Origin of the sequence: Amycolatopsis lexingtonensis (assembly GCF_014873755.1) — a bacterium.
Taxonomy (GTDB): domain Bacteria; phylum Actinomycetota; class Actinomycetes; order Mycobacteriales; family Pseudonocardiaceae; genus Amycolatopsis; species Amycolatopsis lexingtonensis.
Window position 1 is genome coordinate 5,461,910 of record NZ_JADBEG010000001.1, and the last position, 13,960, is coordinate 5,475,869.

The following is a 13,960-nucleotide window of genomic DNA, read 5'->3' on the forward strand; positions in this document are numbered from 1 at the left end:
GGAACGCAGTAGTTACTATGGTTGAGTTGCCCAGTGCATCTGGGCTCATTTCTATGACCCAGATCCAAAGGAGTTCGACGTGGCTGCCGTGTGCGACGTCTGTGGCAAGGGACCCGGCTTCGGCAAGTCGGTCTCGCACTCCCACCGCCGTACCAACCGCCGGTGGAACCCGAACATCCAGACCGTCCACGCCAAGGTGGGTGTGTCCCAGCGCAAGCGCCTGAACGTGTGCACCTCGTGCATCAAGGCGGGCAAGGTCGTTCGCGGCTGAGGCGAGAAAAGTTCGAAAATGGCGGGTGCTCTCCGGAGCACCCGCCATTTTTTGTGCCTACTTCAGGAAGCCGGTCAGCAGGTCCTTCAGCGTTTCCGGGTACTGGAGGACTCCGTGGTCCTGCCCCGCCAGGGTTTCGTGGCGGGCGCCCGGCACCGCCGCGGCCGCCGCGCGAGCGCCTGCCTGGAGCGCTTCGTCGCTCGCGCCGCCGCCGATGACCAGCGTCGGGATCGAGATCTTCGCCAGGTGGTCCGTGCGGGGGCGGGCGCCCGGGCCGCAGATCGTCAGGTCGTACGGGAGCGTGTGTGCCAGCGCCGTGAACCAGCCCCACACCGGCGCCTGCTTCATCCCCTCGACCATCTCCGCCGGGGTGCCCGCGACCTGCAGGAACGTCGACACCGCGCCGTCACGGTCGCCCGCCGCCAGCTGCGCGTCGACCTCGTCCAGGACATCGCCCCGGGCGTGCTCGGGCGTCGCGTACGGCGGCTCGTACGCCACCAGCTTGTCGATCGGGAGCCCCGCGGCCGCCGCCTCCAGGGCCAGCACCGCGCCCGACGAGTGGCCGAAGACCGACGCCGTCCCGCCCGCGTGGACGATCAGCGCCGCGATGTCCTCGATCTCCCGCTCCAGCGCGTACGGCGCGGAGTCGCCGGAATCACCGCGCCCCCGCCGGTCGTACGCGATCGTCGTGAAGTCCGCGGCCAGGACTTCCGCCAGGCCCGCGACGGTCGTGCGGTCGTTGAACGCGCCGCCCACCAGGATCACGGGCGCGCCCGAACCACGCTGCTCGAAGAAGATCGAAGTGCCGTCGGCCGATGTGACGTTCATTGCGGGTCCTCCAAGGTTCGTTTCCCCCTGGTCGGAGCCGTCACCCGGATCCGGACACCGATCCTCAGGGAAGTTTCCAATCGACGGGCGCCGCGCCCTGCTGCTCCAGCATCTGGTTGGCCCGGCTGAACGGGCGCGACCCGAAAAAGCCGTTGTGCGCCGAGAGCGGGCTGGGGTGTGCCGACTCGATGCACGGGACGTCGCCCAGCATCGGCCGCAGGTTCCGCGCGTTGCGGCCCCAGAGGATCGCCACCATCGGCTCCGACCGGGCCGCGAGGGCTTTGATCGCCTGCTCGGTGACCGCTTCCCAGCCCTTGCCCTGGTGGGAGTTCGACTTCCCGGGCTGCACGGTCAGCGACCTGTTGAGCAGCAGCACGCCCTGCTCGGCCCACGGCGTCAGGTCGCCGTTGGACGGCAGCGGGTGGCCGAGGTCGTCGGCGTACTCCTTGTAGATGTTGACCAGGCTCTTCGGGATCGGCCGGACGTCCGGCGCCACCGAGAAGCTCAGGCCGACCGCGTGCCCGGGCGTCGGGTACGGGTCCTGGCCCACGATCAGCACGCGCACGTCGTGGAACGGCTGCTTGAACGCGCGGAGGACGTGCTCACCCGCCGGCAGGTACGTCCGGCCCGCGGCGATCTCCGCGCGGAGGAACTCCCCCATCGCGGCGACCTGCGGCGCCACCGGTTCCAGGGCCTCGGCCCAGCCTGCCTCGACGATGTCCTGCAGCGGTCGTGCGGTCACGGCGCGCAAGCCTACCGGGCGTGGCCGGCGTCACCCGAGCGGGTCGAGCCGCCGCAGCTCGGTCCGGAACCGCTTGCCGCGCTCGACGTAGGAGTCCACCACCAGCGCGATGCTCTCCGGCCCGAACGACTTGTTCTCCCGCACCTTCGCCGGCACGCCGAGGGCGATCTCGCCGGTCTTCACGTACGAGCCGTACGACAGCACCGCGCCCGCGCCGACCATGCCGCCGTCCTCGATCACCGAGCCGTTGAGCACCACCGAGCCGGACGCGATCAGGCACCCGGTGCCGATCGTCGCGCCCTCGACGTGCACCGCGTGCCCGATCGCCGACGACGGCCCGAGGATCGTCGGGTGCCGCTCGGTGCAGTGCAGGACGCAGCCGTCCTGGACGTTGGAGCGCTCGCCGATCTCGATGTAGCCGTGGTCGCCGCGCAGCACGGTCTGCGGCCACACCGACGCGTGCGCGCCGATCCGGACGTCGCCGATCACCGTGGCGTCGGGGTGGACGTAGGCGTCGGGGTGGATCGTCGGCTCGAGGGATCCGAGTGCGTAGATCGGCATGCCGCCTCCGGGGTGACTGCGGTTTCACTTCCCGTGCGATTGGATCACGGCATCGCCGTGAAGCCGAAAACCAGCCCGCTCGTACTCGTCCTCGTCGTGCTGACGTGGCTGCTCAGCCTGCCCGTCGCGACCCCGGCGCTCGCGAACGGCCTGGCCGGGACGCCGCCGATGGGCTGGAACAGCTGGAACCAGGTCCGCTGCTACGACCTCACGGAAGACGTCGTCAAGAAAGCGGCCGACGCGCTCGCCGACACCGGGCTGCGTGACGCGGGTTACAAGTACGTCGTCGTCGACGACTGCTGGCAGGCCCCCGCGCGCGCCTCCGACGGATCACTGCAGGCGGATCCGAAGCGGTTCCCGCACGGCATCGCCGACCTCGCCGACTACGTGCACTCGCGCGGCCTGCTGTTCGGCATCTACGCGGTGCCCGGCAGCCGGACGTGCGCGATGGCCAACGACGCCTACCCCGCGTCCGGCATCGGCTCGCTCGGCCACGAACGCCAGGACGCGGAGACGTTCGACGTCTGGGGCGTCGACTACCTCAAGTACGACTGGTGCAACGCCGACACCGTCGACGGCCTCGACCGGAAGGCCGCGTTCGAGAAGATGCGCGACGAGCTCGCCGCGCTGCCCCGCCCGATCGTCTACGCGATCTCCGAATACGGCGTCTCGAGCCCGTGGACCTGGGCACGGCCGGTGGCGAACCTGTGGCGGACGACCTACGACCTCGTGCCGACCTGGGACTCCGTGCTCGCGACGATCGACCAGCAGGCCACCGTCGCCGTGCACAGCGGCTCTCCGGGCGGGTGGAACGACCCGGACATGCTGCAGGTGGGCAACGGCACGCTGACCACCGACGAGTCCCGCGCGCACTTCAGCGTCTGGGCCGTGCTGAACGCGCCGCTGTTCGCCGGCACCGACCCGGCGAAGCTGGGTGACGCGGATCTCGCGACGCTCGCCAACGCCGAGGCGATCGCGGTCGACCAGGACTTCGCGGGCGGCCAGGGCCGGCGGCTCGAGGCGGGCCCGGGCTACCAGGTGTGGGGAAAACCCTTGTCCGGCGGCGGTTTCGCGGTGGTGCTGCTCAACACCGGCAGCACCACCGCGACCGTCTCCGCGTCGCTGCCCGGCTCGTGGACCGTCCGGGACCTGTGGGCGCACCAGGACACCGGCACCGACGTCTCGGCGTCGCTGCGGCCGCACGCGGCGGCCTTCCTCAAGCTCACACCGAGGTGAGGTCCTTGCCGTAGCAGCGGCTTTCCGGCTCGTCCTTGTACACGCCGAACTTCGGGATTTCGGCGTAGCCCGACGAGGTGTACAGCGCGATGGCCTCGGGCTGCTTGGTCCCGGTTTCCAGGATCGCGCGCTTGCGGCCGCACAGCGCCGCCGTGCGCTCCAGCTCGGACAGGATCATCCGCGCGAACCCGCGGCCGCGGGCGGAATCGGCGACGTACATCCGCTTGAACTCGGCGTCGCCGTCCTGGAAGTCCGGCGCGGGGCCGTCGTGGGCGCGCCACGCACCGCACGCGACCGCTTCCTCACCTTGGTAGCCGACGAGGAAAACGCCCTGCGGCGGGTCGAAGTCGGCCGGGCTCATCGGGGTCACGTCCTCGTCGCCGTAGCGCTCGACGTACACCTGCTGCACCGCGGCCATGAGCTTGGCCGCGTCGGGGTGGTCGTAGGGGACCGGAACGATTCTCACGCTTCCGGAGCCTAGATCAGCGCCAGTGCGTCCAGCCGCCTTCTCGCGAAAACGGTTTCCCGTCCACGGTGATCCCGGAGTCGGCCATCGTGACCACGCCGATGGTGCGCCAGCCCTCCGGCAGTTCGGTGAAGGGCGGGAAGGTGGCCACGAGGGCGTGGTCTTCGCCACCGGTGAGGACCCAGTCGAGGGGGTCGGCGCCCAGCGCGGCGCCGACTTCGGTGAGCCGGCCGGGGATGTCGAGGTCGGCGGTGCGGACGTCGATGCCGACACCGGAGGCCTCGCCGATGTGCCCGAGGTCGGCGAGCAGGCCGTCGGAGACGTCGATCATGGCCGTGGCCCCGGCCAGCGCCGCGCGCGGACCGGCTTCGTACGGCGGTTCGGGGCAGCGCTGGGCGTTGACGACGCCGACCGGGGACCGGAACCCGCGGCCGAGCACGGCCAGGCCGGCGGCGGCCCAGCCGAGCCGCCCGCACACCGCGAGGAGGTCGCCAGGCCGGGCGCCCGAGCGCGTCACCGGTTCGCGGTCGCCGAGGTCGCCGAGCGCGGTGACGCTGATCACGAGCTGGTCGGCGCGCACCATGTCGCCGCCGGAAACACCGATGCCGGCGCGTTCGGCTTCGGCCCACATGCCGTCGGCGAGGCCGGTGACGACCTCGCGCGGGGTGTCGGGCGGGCAGGCGATCCCGACCAGGACGGTGGTCGGGGTGGCGCCCATGGCGGCGATGTCGGCCAGGTTGACCGCGACGGCCTTGCGCCCGACGTGCTCGGGCGGCGACCAGTCGAGCCGGAAGTGCACGCCCTGCACGAGCACGTCGGTGCTGGCGACCACGCGGCCGTCGGGGGCGGCGACGACGGCGGCGTCGTCACCGGGGCCGAGCAACGTGCCCGGCGGCTGGCGCCGTCCTTCGGTGACGGCTCGGATGAGCGCGAACTCCCCGGTCTCGGCGACCGTTCCGTCGTTCGGTGACACCGGTCACCTCTGCTTTCTCTACCGGGACAAAGGTCGATCACCGATAGTCGGATGCCCTATGTTTTTCGATGAGCTGGCGATACGTTCCTACCTGAGCTGACCGATCCCGACGAAAGGGCGCGCCGTGGTCCACGCATACATCCTCATCCAGACCGAGGTCGGCAAGGCGGCCGCGGTGGCGGCCGAGATCTCCAGCATCGCGGGCGTCACCAGTTCGGAGGATGTCACCGGGCCGTACGACGTCATCGTCCGCGCGGCCGCCGACACCGTCGACCAGCTGGGCCAGCTCGTGGTCGCGAAGGTGCAGAACGTGGAAGGCATCACGCGGACGCTGACCTGCCCGGTCGTGCACCTCTGAGCAGTGGTGTAGTGGTGTCGTGCCTGAATCCGACACCGGTGCACCGCCCAAGGTGGTCCTCGTCACCGCCGCCGCGCTCGCCGTGGCCCTGGCGGTCGCCGTCGCCGTCTTCGCGCTGACCCAGCGCTCCGCCTCGGACACCGCGGGGCCACTGCCCTTGGTCCCGGTACCGGCGCCCGCCGCGGGCTCGCCCGGGTGCACGACGCTGCTGGGCGCGGTCCCCACGGAACTGACGTCCAACGGGGCTTCCTTGAAGGTGCGGGCCTTGGCGGACCCGGCCCCGCCCGCGACGGTGGCCTGGGGCACGACCGACCCGCTGGTGCTGCGCTGCGGCCTGGACCGTCCCCCGGAGCTGACCCCGACCGCGGCGCTGCGGCTGGTGAACAAGGTGCAGTGGCTGCAGGTGCCGGGCGAAGGCGCGTCGACGTGGTACGTCGTGGACCGCGAGGTCTACGCGGCGCTGACGGTGCCGGACAGCGCCGGCACGGGCCCGCTGCAGCAGATCTCGGACACGGTGGCCGCGAAACTCCCGCCGCGGCCGCTGCGGTTCTCCTAGCGGAGGCCGGTGCCGCGAGCGACGGCCGTGTCGATGAGGGTGCTCAGCAGCGTCGAGTAGTCCACGCCGGTGACCTCCCACATCTTCGGGTAGGCGGACTTCGTCGTGAAGCCGGGCATGGTGTTGACCTCGTTGATGGTCAGCTCGCCGTCTTCACCGACGAAGAAGTCGACGCGGGCGAGGCCCTGGCAGTCGAGTGCTTTGAAGGCTTCCACGGCCATGGCGCGGAGCTTCTCGGTCAGCGCGTCGTCGAGCTTGGCGGGGATGTCCAGCTCGGCGTCGTCCCCGAGGTACTTGGTTTCGAAGTCGTACCAAGCGTTTTCGTCTTCGGAGAGCACCCGGATCTCGGCGGGCAGCGACGCCTCGACGCGGCCGTCCGGGAACTCGAGCACCCCGCACTCGACCTCCCGCCCGACGACCGCGGCTTCGACGAGCACCTTGGGATCGGTCGCGCGCGCCAGCTCGATGGCGGCGTCGAGGTCGTCCCACGTGGTCACCCGGCTGATGCCGACGGACGACCCGGCGCGCGAGGGCTTGACGAAGACGGGCAGCCCGAGCTTGGCCCGCTCGCCGTCGTCCAAAGTAGACTGATCGCGCTTCAGCGCGACGAAGGTCCCGACCGGAAGCCCTTCGGCGGCAAGGAGTTTCTTCGCGGTTTCCTTGTCCATGGCGGCGGCACTGGCGAGCACGCCGGGCCCGACGTACGGGATGCCGGCGAGTTCGAGGAGGCCCTGGATGGTGCCGTCCTCGCCGAAGGCGCCGTGCAGCACCGGGAAGACGACGTCCACCTGCGAGAGCAGCTCGCTTTCCCGCCCGGCCTCGACGGCGACGAGCCCCTGGCTGGAGGGGTCACCGGCGAGCACGAGCCCCTTGCCGTCGTCCACGGAGGGCAATTCCCGCCCGCGGATGGCGAGCTGCGCGGAGTCCCCGGTACCCAGCACCCAGCGGCCTTCGCGGGTGATCCCGACCGGCACGGCCTCGAACCGCGCGGGGTCGAGGTGACCCAGGACGCTGCCGGCGGACAGGCAGGAGATGGTGTGCTCACTGCTGCGCCCACCGAACACGACCGCCACCCGGATCTTCTCGCTCATGGTGAGCCACCGTACCCGGTGACCTCGCGGAACAGCCCAGCCCCGTACGCCGGGCGGCGCCGGGTGAGCGACGAACGCAACCGGTGAGGGGCGTGGGGCGTCCGGTACATCGAGGGACTCGTGGGCCCGGGGCCGGGCCCCGCCCTCCCTGGGGGCTCACCGCCACTTCGAGCGTATCGGGGTGGGGTGACGGGAAAGTGGCGAAGGCCGCTGTCGGGGCGGGATTGTCCACAGGGCGGCTGGGTTGTGGACAATGTTTGGTGCGGGCGGTGGCCTGGCCGGTGCTGTGGGCAGGCCAAAGCCGCAGCCAGCAGCTGAATCGGCACCCCAAGTCAGCGCCCGAACACGGCACCGCAACCGAGGCTGCAGTTCAGGCCTGACCGGGATCGCCGCCTACCACCGCGACCAGCACTCGACCTGCACCACAGCCAGCGTCTTGAATGAGTCATTCAGGTCCCCGGAAGTCCTGAATGACTCATTCAAGACACGCCGCCGCCCCCAAACCCCTCAGCGCAGCAAGGACACCAGTGTCGGCAAAGCCGCCGCCAAAGCCTCCCGCGAACACCCCGCGTACCCGATCGCCACCCCGTGCGCGGACGGCGTCCCCGCGAAATGCCGCGCCAGCCCATCCAGCCGAATCCCCCGCCGCTCGGCCGAAGCGATCACCGACGCCTCCACCTCGGCCGACGAAAACGGCACCACCAGATGCGCCCCGGCGTCATCCCCCCGCACCGGGATACCCGCCGCCGCCAACGCCCCCGCCAGCAAAGTCCGCCGCTCCGCCATCTCCCGGCGCAGCTTCCGCAGGTGCCGCCCCAAATCCCCGTTCCGAGCGAACTCGTACAACACCCGCTGCCCCGCCGGCGACGGCCGCGTCCCCGTCGAATCCCGGTACGCCAGCACCGCCGAAGTGATCGCCTCCGGCGCCACCATCCACCCCGCGCCCAGCGTCGGCGTGAGGATCTTCGACGTCGTCCCCAGGTGCGCCACGACGTCCGGGGCCAGCGAAGCCAGCATCGGCAGCGGCGCCACGTCGAACCGCAGCTCACCGTCGTAGTCGTCCTCGATGACCAACATGGACGAAGAACGCGCGCGCTCCACCAGCGAGACCCGCCGGGCCGCGCTCAGGCGGCTGCCCATCGGGTACTGGTGCGCCGGCGAGCAGTACACCGCCCTGGCGTCCGCGGGGATCGCCTCCGGCCGCAGCCCCTCGAGGTCCACCGGCACCCCGACGACCCGCATGCCCGCGCGGCGGAACGCCTGCACCGCGCGCTGGTAGCCCGGTTCCTCGACGGCGACGACGTCCCCGCGCTCCAGGACCGCGGCCGCCAGCTCGACCACCGCCGCCGTCGTGCCGCCGGTCGCCAGTACCGAACCGGCGGCGAGACCGCGGTGGCGCAGCAGGTGCTCCGACACCGCCGCCCGGTACTCCGGGAGGCCCGCGCGGTGGGCGCGGACCAGGGGATCCGGGTCGGCCGCCGCCCGCCAGGCGCGGCGCCAGGCCGCGCGGTCCAGGCCGTCCGCCCACGGTGTGCCGGGGCCCAGGTCGAGCAGCGAAGGTGCCACCGCCTCGGGCGCCGGCACCGCGGGCGCGGGGACCTGAGAGGCCGAAAAGGACGGCGGCGTCGTCACGTACGTGCCGGAGCCGTGCCGTCCGGCGATCCAGCCCTCGGCGTGCAGCTGCTCGTAGGCCGCCGACGTCACCGTGCGGCTGACGCCGAGGCGCCCCGCCAGCGCCCGCGTCGACGGGAGCCGGTCGCCGCCCCGGAGGTGGCCGGAAGCGGCCGCTTCGCGCAGTGCGTCGGCGAGCTGGACGGCCAGCGGCGTGACGGCGGCGCGGTCGAGGCTGACCGGGAGCGCGGTGTCGGCGTGGGACACGGGACCTCCAAGAGTGGACTTCCCAAGTGTACGAGAAGTGGATGTTTTCCGATGCCACTGCGCCAGGAGACGCTGGTCGCATGCTGTCCACCACGCCCCGCACCACGCTAGGCCGCAAGAAGCACCGCGCCGTGACCGACCGCTCGGCGCTGTACGCGGTCCTCGACGAAGGGCTCATCTGCCACCTCGGCGTCGTCCGCGACGGCGTCCCGCTGGTCCTGCCGACCGGCTACGGACGCGACGGCGACACGCTCTACCTGCACGGTTCCACCGGCGCGGCCAGCCTCCGCACGGCGGCGCAGGACCTCGAGGTGTGCGTCACGGTGACGCTCCTCGACGGCATCGTCTACTCGCGCTCGGTGAACAACCACTCGATGAACTACCGCAGCGCGGTCATCCTCGGGCAGGCGAAGCCGGTCCTGGACGCCGAAGCGAAGATGCACGGCCTGAAGGTGCTCACCGACCACCTCGCGCCGGGTTCGTGGGAGCACGCGCGCGAGGTCAACGCCAAGGAGTTCGCCGCGGTGAGCGTGCTCGCGCTCGACCTCGCCGAGGCGTCGGTGAAGATGCGCGCCGAGGGCCCCGGCGACGAGCCCGAGGACGTCGAGGCGGACGCGGCCTGGGCCGGGGTGCTGCCGGTCCGGACGGTTTTCGGCACGCCCGAGCCGTCCGAGGACCTCTCCCCCGGCTGGACGATCCCGGAGCACGTGACCGGCCGGTGAGCCGGTGTCGATCCGCGCGGCTGCCGTTCGTGTAGCGGGTGGCAGATCCACCGAAGCGGAAGGACCCCCGATGCGCTCGCTCACCGTCACCATGAACGTCACCCTCGACGGCGTCGTCCAGGGCCTCGGCCGCCCCGACGAGGACACCCGCGGCGGCTTCCGCCACGGCGGCTGGGGCACCCGGTACCAGGACGACGTCCTGGCCGCGGAGATGGGCCGGGGCATGAGCCGGGCCGGCGACATGCTCTTCGGCCGCCGCACCTGGGAGGACTTCACGGCGGTGTGGAGCCGGCGCGAGGACGGCAACCCGTTCACCACGCACATGGACGCCGTCACCAAATACGTCGCCTCGACCACCCTCGAAGACGCCGCCGCGTGGCGGAACTCGGTGCTGCTGCGCGGAGCGGCCACCCGGACCGTCACCGAACTGAAGGCGCGGCCCGGCGGCGACCTGTCGGTCGTCGGGAGCGCGTCGCTGGTGCGCGCGCTGCACGCGGCCGGCCTGGTCGACCGCTACACGCTGGTGATCCACCCGCTCACGCTCGGCACCGGCGCGCGCCTGTTCGACGAAGGGGCGCCGCTCACCGAGTTCACGCTCACCCGCAGCGTCACGACCACGAAGGGCGTGCTCATCGCCCACTACGACCGGCGAGCGGGAGCCTGACCGTGAACGTGGTCCGGCCCGGTTCCGAGGCGACCGAGACCGTCCCGCCGTGTGCCGTCACCAGGGACTGGACCACCGAAAGTCCCAGCCCGGTGCCGCCGTTGCCGCGGGTGCGGGAGTCGTCGACGCGGAAGAAGCGGTCGAAGATCCGCTCCCGGTCGGCCGGCGCGATGCCGGGTCCGGCATCGGTGACCGCCACGACGGCCTCGCCGGGGGAAGACCCCACCGCGAGGTGCACCGCGGTCCCGGGCGGGGTGTGCACGGCGGCGTTGGCCAGCAGGTTGTCGAGCACCTGCCGCAACCGCACGGGGTCGGCGTCCACGAAGGCCGGCTCGAACGACGACGTCAGCGGGTGGTCCGGCCGCCCGGCGGCGAACGCGTCCGCGGCGTCGCCCGCCAGCTCGGCCAGGTCGACGCGCTCGGGCCGCAACGGCGTCTCGGCGGCGCGCGCGTCGAGGCGGGCCAGCAGCAGGAGGTCGTCGATCAGCACCGTCATCCGCGCGGTCTCCTCGCGGATCTTGGCCAGGTGGGCCTCACGCTCGGCCGGCTCGTTCGCCGCGGCGTAGCGGAAGAGGTCCGCGTAGCCGCGGATCGACGTCAGCGGCGTGCGCAGCTCGTGCGAGGCGTCCGCGACGAACCGGCGCAGGCGCTCGTTCGCCTCGGTCTTCGCCGCCAGGGAGGTGTCGATGTGCGCCAGCATCACGTTGAACGCCGTCCGCAGCTCGTCGACTTCGGCGCCGCCGCCGGTGCCGGCCGCGCGCACCGGCAGAGCGGCGTTCGCGGTGAGGTCGTGGGAGGCGATGTCGTGCGCGGTCCCGGCCATGTCGGCCAGCGGGCGCAGGCCGCGGCGTAGCACCAGCCGTCCGACGACCACCAGGACGCCCAGCGCGAGCGAGAAGGCGGCCACCTCGACCCAGATCAGCTGCTGAACGGTCCCGTCGAGATCCTTCTGGGGCGCGGCCGAGAGCAGCACCGACCCGTTGTCGACCGGGCAGGCCCGGACCCGGTACGGCCCGTCCTCGTGCAGGTAGATCGTGCGCGTGACGTCGCCGCCGACCGCGTCCGCGGCGATCTTCGCCAGCTGCTCGGCGTCGTCCGGCAGCTTGCCGCCCGGTTCGGGCGTCGCGATGCCGCCGCGCACCTTGTACAGCGCCGAATACCAGGAGTACACCGACTGCGGCGAGCCGTGCGTCTCGCGCAGCTGCGGGAGCTGGGTGTTCTGGCTCTTGGACAGCTGCTCGTCGAGCCGGCGGTCGAGGTAGCCGTGCATGATCCCGACCATCGTGACGCCGACGGCCGCGAACACGACCAGCGCGAGTGCGCCGAGCCCCAGCGTGATCCGGGTGCCCAGCCGCGTGCGCTGCCAGGCCCCGTACCACTTCGCGAAGCAGCGCTTCACCGGTTGACCTGGCGCACGACGTAGCCGACGCCGCGCACGGTGTGGATCAGCGGTTCGCCGCCACCCGCGTCGACCTTGCGCCGCAGGTGCGAGATGACCAGTTCGACCACATTGGACCGGCCGCCGAAGTCGTACTCCCAGACGTGGTCGAGGATCTGCGCCTTCGTCAGCACCGCGGGCGAGCGGCGCATGAGGTAGCGCAGCAGCTCGTACTCGGTCGGGGTCAGCTCGGCCAGGCGGTCGCCGCGGCGGACCTCGCGGGTGTCCTCGTCCAGCGTGAGGTCCCCGACCCGCAGCACGGCGCCGCGCGCGGCGGTCTGGACCCCGCCGTGGCTGCGCCGCAGCACCGCGCGCAGCCGCGCCATCAGCTCCTCGACGGAAAACGGTTTCACGAGGTAGTCGTCCCCGCCGCGGGTGAGCCCGGCGATCCGGTCGGCCGTCGCGTCCTTGGCCGTGAGGAACACCACGGGCACCGCGTTGCCGTTCTCGCGCAGGCGGTCGAGCACGGTGAAGCCGTCGAGGTCGGGCAGCATCAGGTCGAGCACGACGATGTCCGGGCCGAACGCCGCCGCCTCGGTCAGCGCGGCCTTGCCGGAGCCCGCGGTGACCGCCTGCCAGCCCTCGTACCGGGCGACGGTGGCGACGAGGTCGGCGATGTGCGGCTCGTCGTCGACGACGAGCAGGCGCACGGTCTCGGAGCTCTGCACTCCCCCATCCTCTCCCGGCGCGCGCGGTGCGGGCGAGCCGTGGCGCGGGCCGACAGGAATCCGACAGCCCGCACCCAGCCCCGCCACAGGCTCCGTGGCGAGTCTGGCCTTCGTGAACCGAAACCGAAGGGGATCCGTGTGACCACCATGACGCAGACCGCCGAGGCCACGCGCCCGGCGATCCGCCCCCGGATCGCCGCGAAATCCGGCCTCTTCACCTTCCTGGGCGCCAACGTGGCGGCCGTCACCGCGCTGTTCGCGGAGGCCGGCCTGTCGCCGAACGTGCTGATCAGCATCGGGCGGCTCGCCGGGATGTACGGCGCGCTGGCCATGGCGTTCCAGCTGCTGCTCGTGGCGCGGCTGCCCTGGCTGGACCGGCGGATCGGGATGGACCGGCTCACCACGTGGCACCGCTGGACCGGCTTCACGATCCTGTGGACGCTGCTCGCGCACCTGGTGTTCATCGCGTTCGGCTACGCGGAGGTGTCCGACAAGGGCGTGGTCGACGAGCTGGTCGAGATGGCGAACACCCTCGAAGGCATCCTGCGGGCGCTGGTCGCGTTCGCCGTGATCCTGATCGTGGGCGCGGCTTCGGCGAAGTTCGCGCGCAAGCGGCTGGCCTACGAGACGTGGCACTTCATCCACCTCTACACCTACGCCGCTATCGTGCTGGCGTTCACGCACCAGATCGCGCTCGGCACGTCGTTCGCGAGCGCGCCGACGGCCAAGGCGTACTGGTGGACGATGTGGCTGGGCGCCGGTGCCGCCGTGCTCGCCGGGCGCGTCGTGCTCCCGCTGTGGCGCAACGTGCGCCACCGGCTGCGCGTCACCGCGGTCGTTTCCGAGGCCCCGGACGTCGTTTCGGTGTACATGACCGGCAAGCACCTGGACAAGATGCCGGCGCGGGCGGGGCAGTTCTTCCTGTGGCGGTTCCTCACGAAGGACCGCTGGTGGCAGGCCAACCCGTTCTCGCTGTCCGCCGCGCCCGACGGCCGCACGCTGCGGCTGACCGCGAAGGCGCTCGGCGACTCGAGTGCGTCGCTGCGGAGCCTGCGCGTCGGGACGCGGGTGTTCGCCGAAGGCCCGTACGGCGCGTTCACGACCCTCCACCAGCGGCGGCCCAACGCGCTGCTCGTCGCGGGCGGGGTCGGCATCACGCCGATCCGCGCGCTGCTGGAGGACATCGAGGGGCACGTCGTCGTGCTGTACCGGGTCCGTTCCCAGGCCGACGCGGTGCTGCTGCCGGAGCTGAACGGGCTGGCCAAGGCCCGCGGCGCCGACATCAGCGTCCTCACCGGACCGGACCAGGCGGTCGGCCCGCGCGGGGCGATGCTCGGGCCGGCGAACCTGCACATGATGGTGCCGGACGTGCACGACCGGGACGTGTTCGTCTGCGGCCCGCCGGGGATGACGTCGGCCGTGCTGCGCAGCCTGCGCGAGCTGAAGGTGCCGAAGACCCAGGTCCACGCCGAACGCTTCAGCCTCGCGGCCTAAGGGGATCTTTCAAG

At 71.9% G+C, this 13,960-nt stretch carries 16 protein-coding genes; 7 read left to right on the forward strand and 9 right to left on the reverse strand.

Annotation, left to right across the window (positions count from 1 at the left end; all coding sequences use genetic code 11):
• The first annotated feature begins 79 nt into the window (after positions 1 to 79).
• Positions 80 to 271 (forward strand): 50S ribosomal protein L28, encoded by a 192-nt coding sequence (gene rpmB, locus H4696_RS24525; protein ID WP_003091970.1) that lies wholly within the window; start codon positions 80 to 82, stop codon positions 269 to 271.
• Positions 272 to 328: 57 nt separating this feature from the next.
• Here the strand turns inward: rpmB and H4696_RS24530 are convergent, their stop codons facing one another.
• The 3 genes from H4696_RS24530 to H4696_RS24540 all read right to left on the reverse strand — a co-directional run bounded on the left by H4696_RS24530 (position 329) and on the right by H4696_RS24540 (position 2,402).
• Positions 329 to 1,099: an alpha/beta fold hydrolase gene (locus tag H4696_RS24530; RefSeq protein ID WP_086858657.1), complete on the reverse strand. Its 771-nt coding sequence runs from the start codon at positions 1,097 to 1,099 to the stop codon at positions 329 to 331.
• Positions 1,100 to 1,163: 64 nt separating this feature from the next.
• Entirely contained in the window at positions 1,164 to 1,841 is a 678-nt protein-coding gene (locus tag H4696_RS24535) for a uracil-DNA glycosylase (protein WP_086858656.1), read from the reverse strand.
• A gap of 30 nt (positions 1,842 to 1,871) precedes the next feature.
• Positions 1,872 to 2,402, reverse strand: coding sequence for a gamma carbonic anhydrase family protein (locus H4696_RS24540; RefSeq protein ID WP_086858655.1), 531 nt, complete (start codon positions 2,400 to 2,402; stop codon positions 1,872 to 1,874).
• Between the two features lie 57 nt (positions 2,403 to 2,459).
• Between H4696_RS24540 and H4696_RS24545 the strand changes: the two genes are divergently transcribed.
• Complete coding sequence (locus tag H4696_RS24545; RefSeq protein ID WP_249026953.1) at positions 2,460 to 3,638, forward strand: glycoside hydrolase family 27 protein; 1,179 nt, start codon at positions 2,460 to 2,462, stop codon at positions 3,636 to 3,638.
• On the opposite strand, the gene H4696_RS24550 is transcribed toward H4696_RS24545, so the two are convergent.
• Positions 3,625 to 4,104: a GNAT family N-acetyltransferase gene (locus tag H4696_RS24550; RefSeq protein WP_086858653.1), complete on the reverse strand. Its 480-nt coding sequence runs from the start codon at positions 4,102 to 4,104 to the stop codon at positions 3,625 to 3,627. The two genes, H4696_RS24545 and H4696_RS24550, sit on opposite strands and share 14 nt — an antisense overlap.
• 16 nt (positions 4,105 to 4,120) lie before the next feature.
• Positions 4,121 to 5,077: a thiamine-phosphate kinase gene (locus tag H4696_RS24555; RefSeq protein ID WP_086858652.1), complete on the reverse strand. Its 957-nt coding sequence runs from the start codon at positions 5,075 to 5,077 to the stop codon at positions 4,121 to 4,123.
• Between the two features lie 124 nt (positions 5,078 to 5,201).
• Here H4696_RS24555 and H4696_RS24560 point away from each other — a divergent pair, with 124 nt between their 5' ends.
• Complete coding sequence (locus tag H4696_RS24560) at positions 5,202 to 5,435, forward strand: Lrp/AsnC ligand binding domain-containing protein (RefSeq protein ID WP_086858651.1); 234 nt, start codon at positions 5,202 to 5,204, stop codon at positions 5,433 to 5,435.
• 19 nt (positions 5,436 to 5,454) lie between these two features.
• Positions 5,455 to 5,991 (forward strand): DUF3515 domain-containing protein, encoded by a 537-nt coding sequence (locus H4696_RS24565; RefSeq protein WP_192782511.1) that lies wholly within the window; start codon positions 5,455 to 5,457, stop codon positions 5,989 to 5,991.
• On the opposite strand, the gene H4696_RS24570 is transcribed toward H4696_RS24565, so the two are convergent.
• Both H4696_RS24570 and pdxR read right to left on the reverse strand, forming a co-directional pair.
• Positions 5,988 to 7,082 (reverse strand): D-alanine--D-alanine ligase family protein, encoded by a 1,095-nt coding sequence (locus tag H4696_RS24570; RefSeq protein ID WP_086858649.1) that lies wholly within the window; start codon positions 7,080 to 7,082, stop codon positions 5,988 to 5,990. The genes H4696_RS24565 and H4696_RS24570 overlap by 4 nt on opposite strands.
• Before the next feature lie 507 nt (positions 7,083 to 7,589).
• Positions 7,590 to 8,960 carry a MocR-like pyridoxine biosynthesis transcription factor PdxR gene (gene pdxR / locus H4696_RS24575; RefSeq protein WP_086858648.1) on the reverse strand — a complete coding sequence of 457 codons (1,371 nt, stop codon included), beginning with the start codon at positions 8,958 to 8,960 and terminating at the stop codon, positions 7,590 to 7,592.
• A gap of 80 nt (positions 8,961 to 9,040) precedes the next feature.
• Here pdxR and H4696_RS24580 point away from each other — a divergent pair, with 80 nt between their 5' ends.
• Positions 9,041 to 9,682 carry a pyridoxamine 5'-phosphate oxidase family protein gene (locus H4696_RS24580; protein ID WP_086858647.1) on the forward strand — a complete coding sequence of 214 codons (642 nt, stop codon included), beginning with the start codon at positions 9,041 to 9,043 and terminating at the stop codon, positions 9,680 to 9,682.
• Between the two features lie 70 nt (positions 9,683 to 9,752).
• Positions 9,753 to 10,346, forward strand: coding sequence for a dihydrofolate reductase family protein (locus H4696_RS24585; protein WP_086858646.1), 594 nt, complete (start codon positions 9,753 to 9,755; stop codon positions 10,344 to 10,346).
• Here H4696_RS24585 and H4696_RS24590 read toward each other — a convergent pair.
• Both H4696_RS24590 and H4696_RS24595 read right to left on the reverse strand, forming a co-directional pair.
• Entirely contained in the window at positions 10,312 to 11,745 is a 1,434-nt protein-coding gene (locus tag H4696_RS24590) for a sensor histidine kinase (protein ID WP_086858645.1), read from the reverse strand. The genes H4696_RS24585 and H4696_RS24590 overlap by 35 nt on opposite strands.
• The gene (locus tag H4696_RS24595) at positions 11,742 to 12,452 is read right to left on the reverse strand and encodes a response regulator transcription factor (RefSeq protein ID WP_086858644.1); all 711 of its coding nucleotides are present in this window, start codon (positions 12,450 to 12,452) and stop codon (positions 11,742 to 11,744) included. Before H4696_RS24595 ends, H4696_RS24590 begins: the two co-directional genes overlap by 4 nt.
• A 147-nt stretch (positions 12,453 to 12,599) precedes the next feature.
• Between H4696_RS24595 and H4696_RS24600 the strand changes: the two genes are divergently transcribed.
• Positions 12,600 to 13,946, forward strand: a complete 1,347-nt coding sequence (locus H4696_RS24600) for a ferredoxin reductase family protein (RefSeq protein ID WP_086858664.1) — start codon at positions 12,600 to 12,602, stop codon at positions 13,944 to 13,946.
• Positions 13,947 to 13,960 lie beyond the last annotated feature (14 nt).

Coding starts and splice junctions, on each gene's coding strand:
- H4696_RS24530 (WP_086858657.1), bottom strand. CDS start 1,099: ATGAACGTCACATCGGCCGACGGCACTTCGATCTTCTTCGAGCAGCGT.
- H4696_RS24540 (WP_086858655.1), bottom strand. CDS start 2,402: ATGCCGATCTACGCACTCGGATCCCTCGAGCCGACGATCCACCCCGAC.
- H4696_RS24570 (WP_086858649.1), bottom strand. CDS start 7,082: ATGAGCGAGAAGATCCGGGTGGCGGTCGTGTTCGGTGGGCGCAGCAGT.
- H4696_RS24580 (WP_086858647.1), top strand. CDS start 9,041: ATGCTGTCCACCACGCCCCGCACCACGCTAGGCCGCAAGAAGCACCGC.
- H4696_RS24585 (WP_086858646.1), top strand. CDS start 9,753: ATGCGCTCGCTCACCGTCACCATGAACGTCACCCTCGACGGCGTCGTC.
- H4696_RS24600 (WP_086858664.1), top strand. CDS start 12,600: ATGACGCAGACCGCCGAGGCCACGCGCCCGGCGATCCGCCCCCGGATC.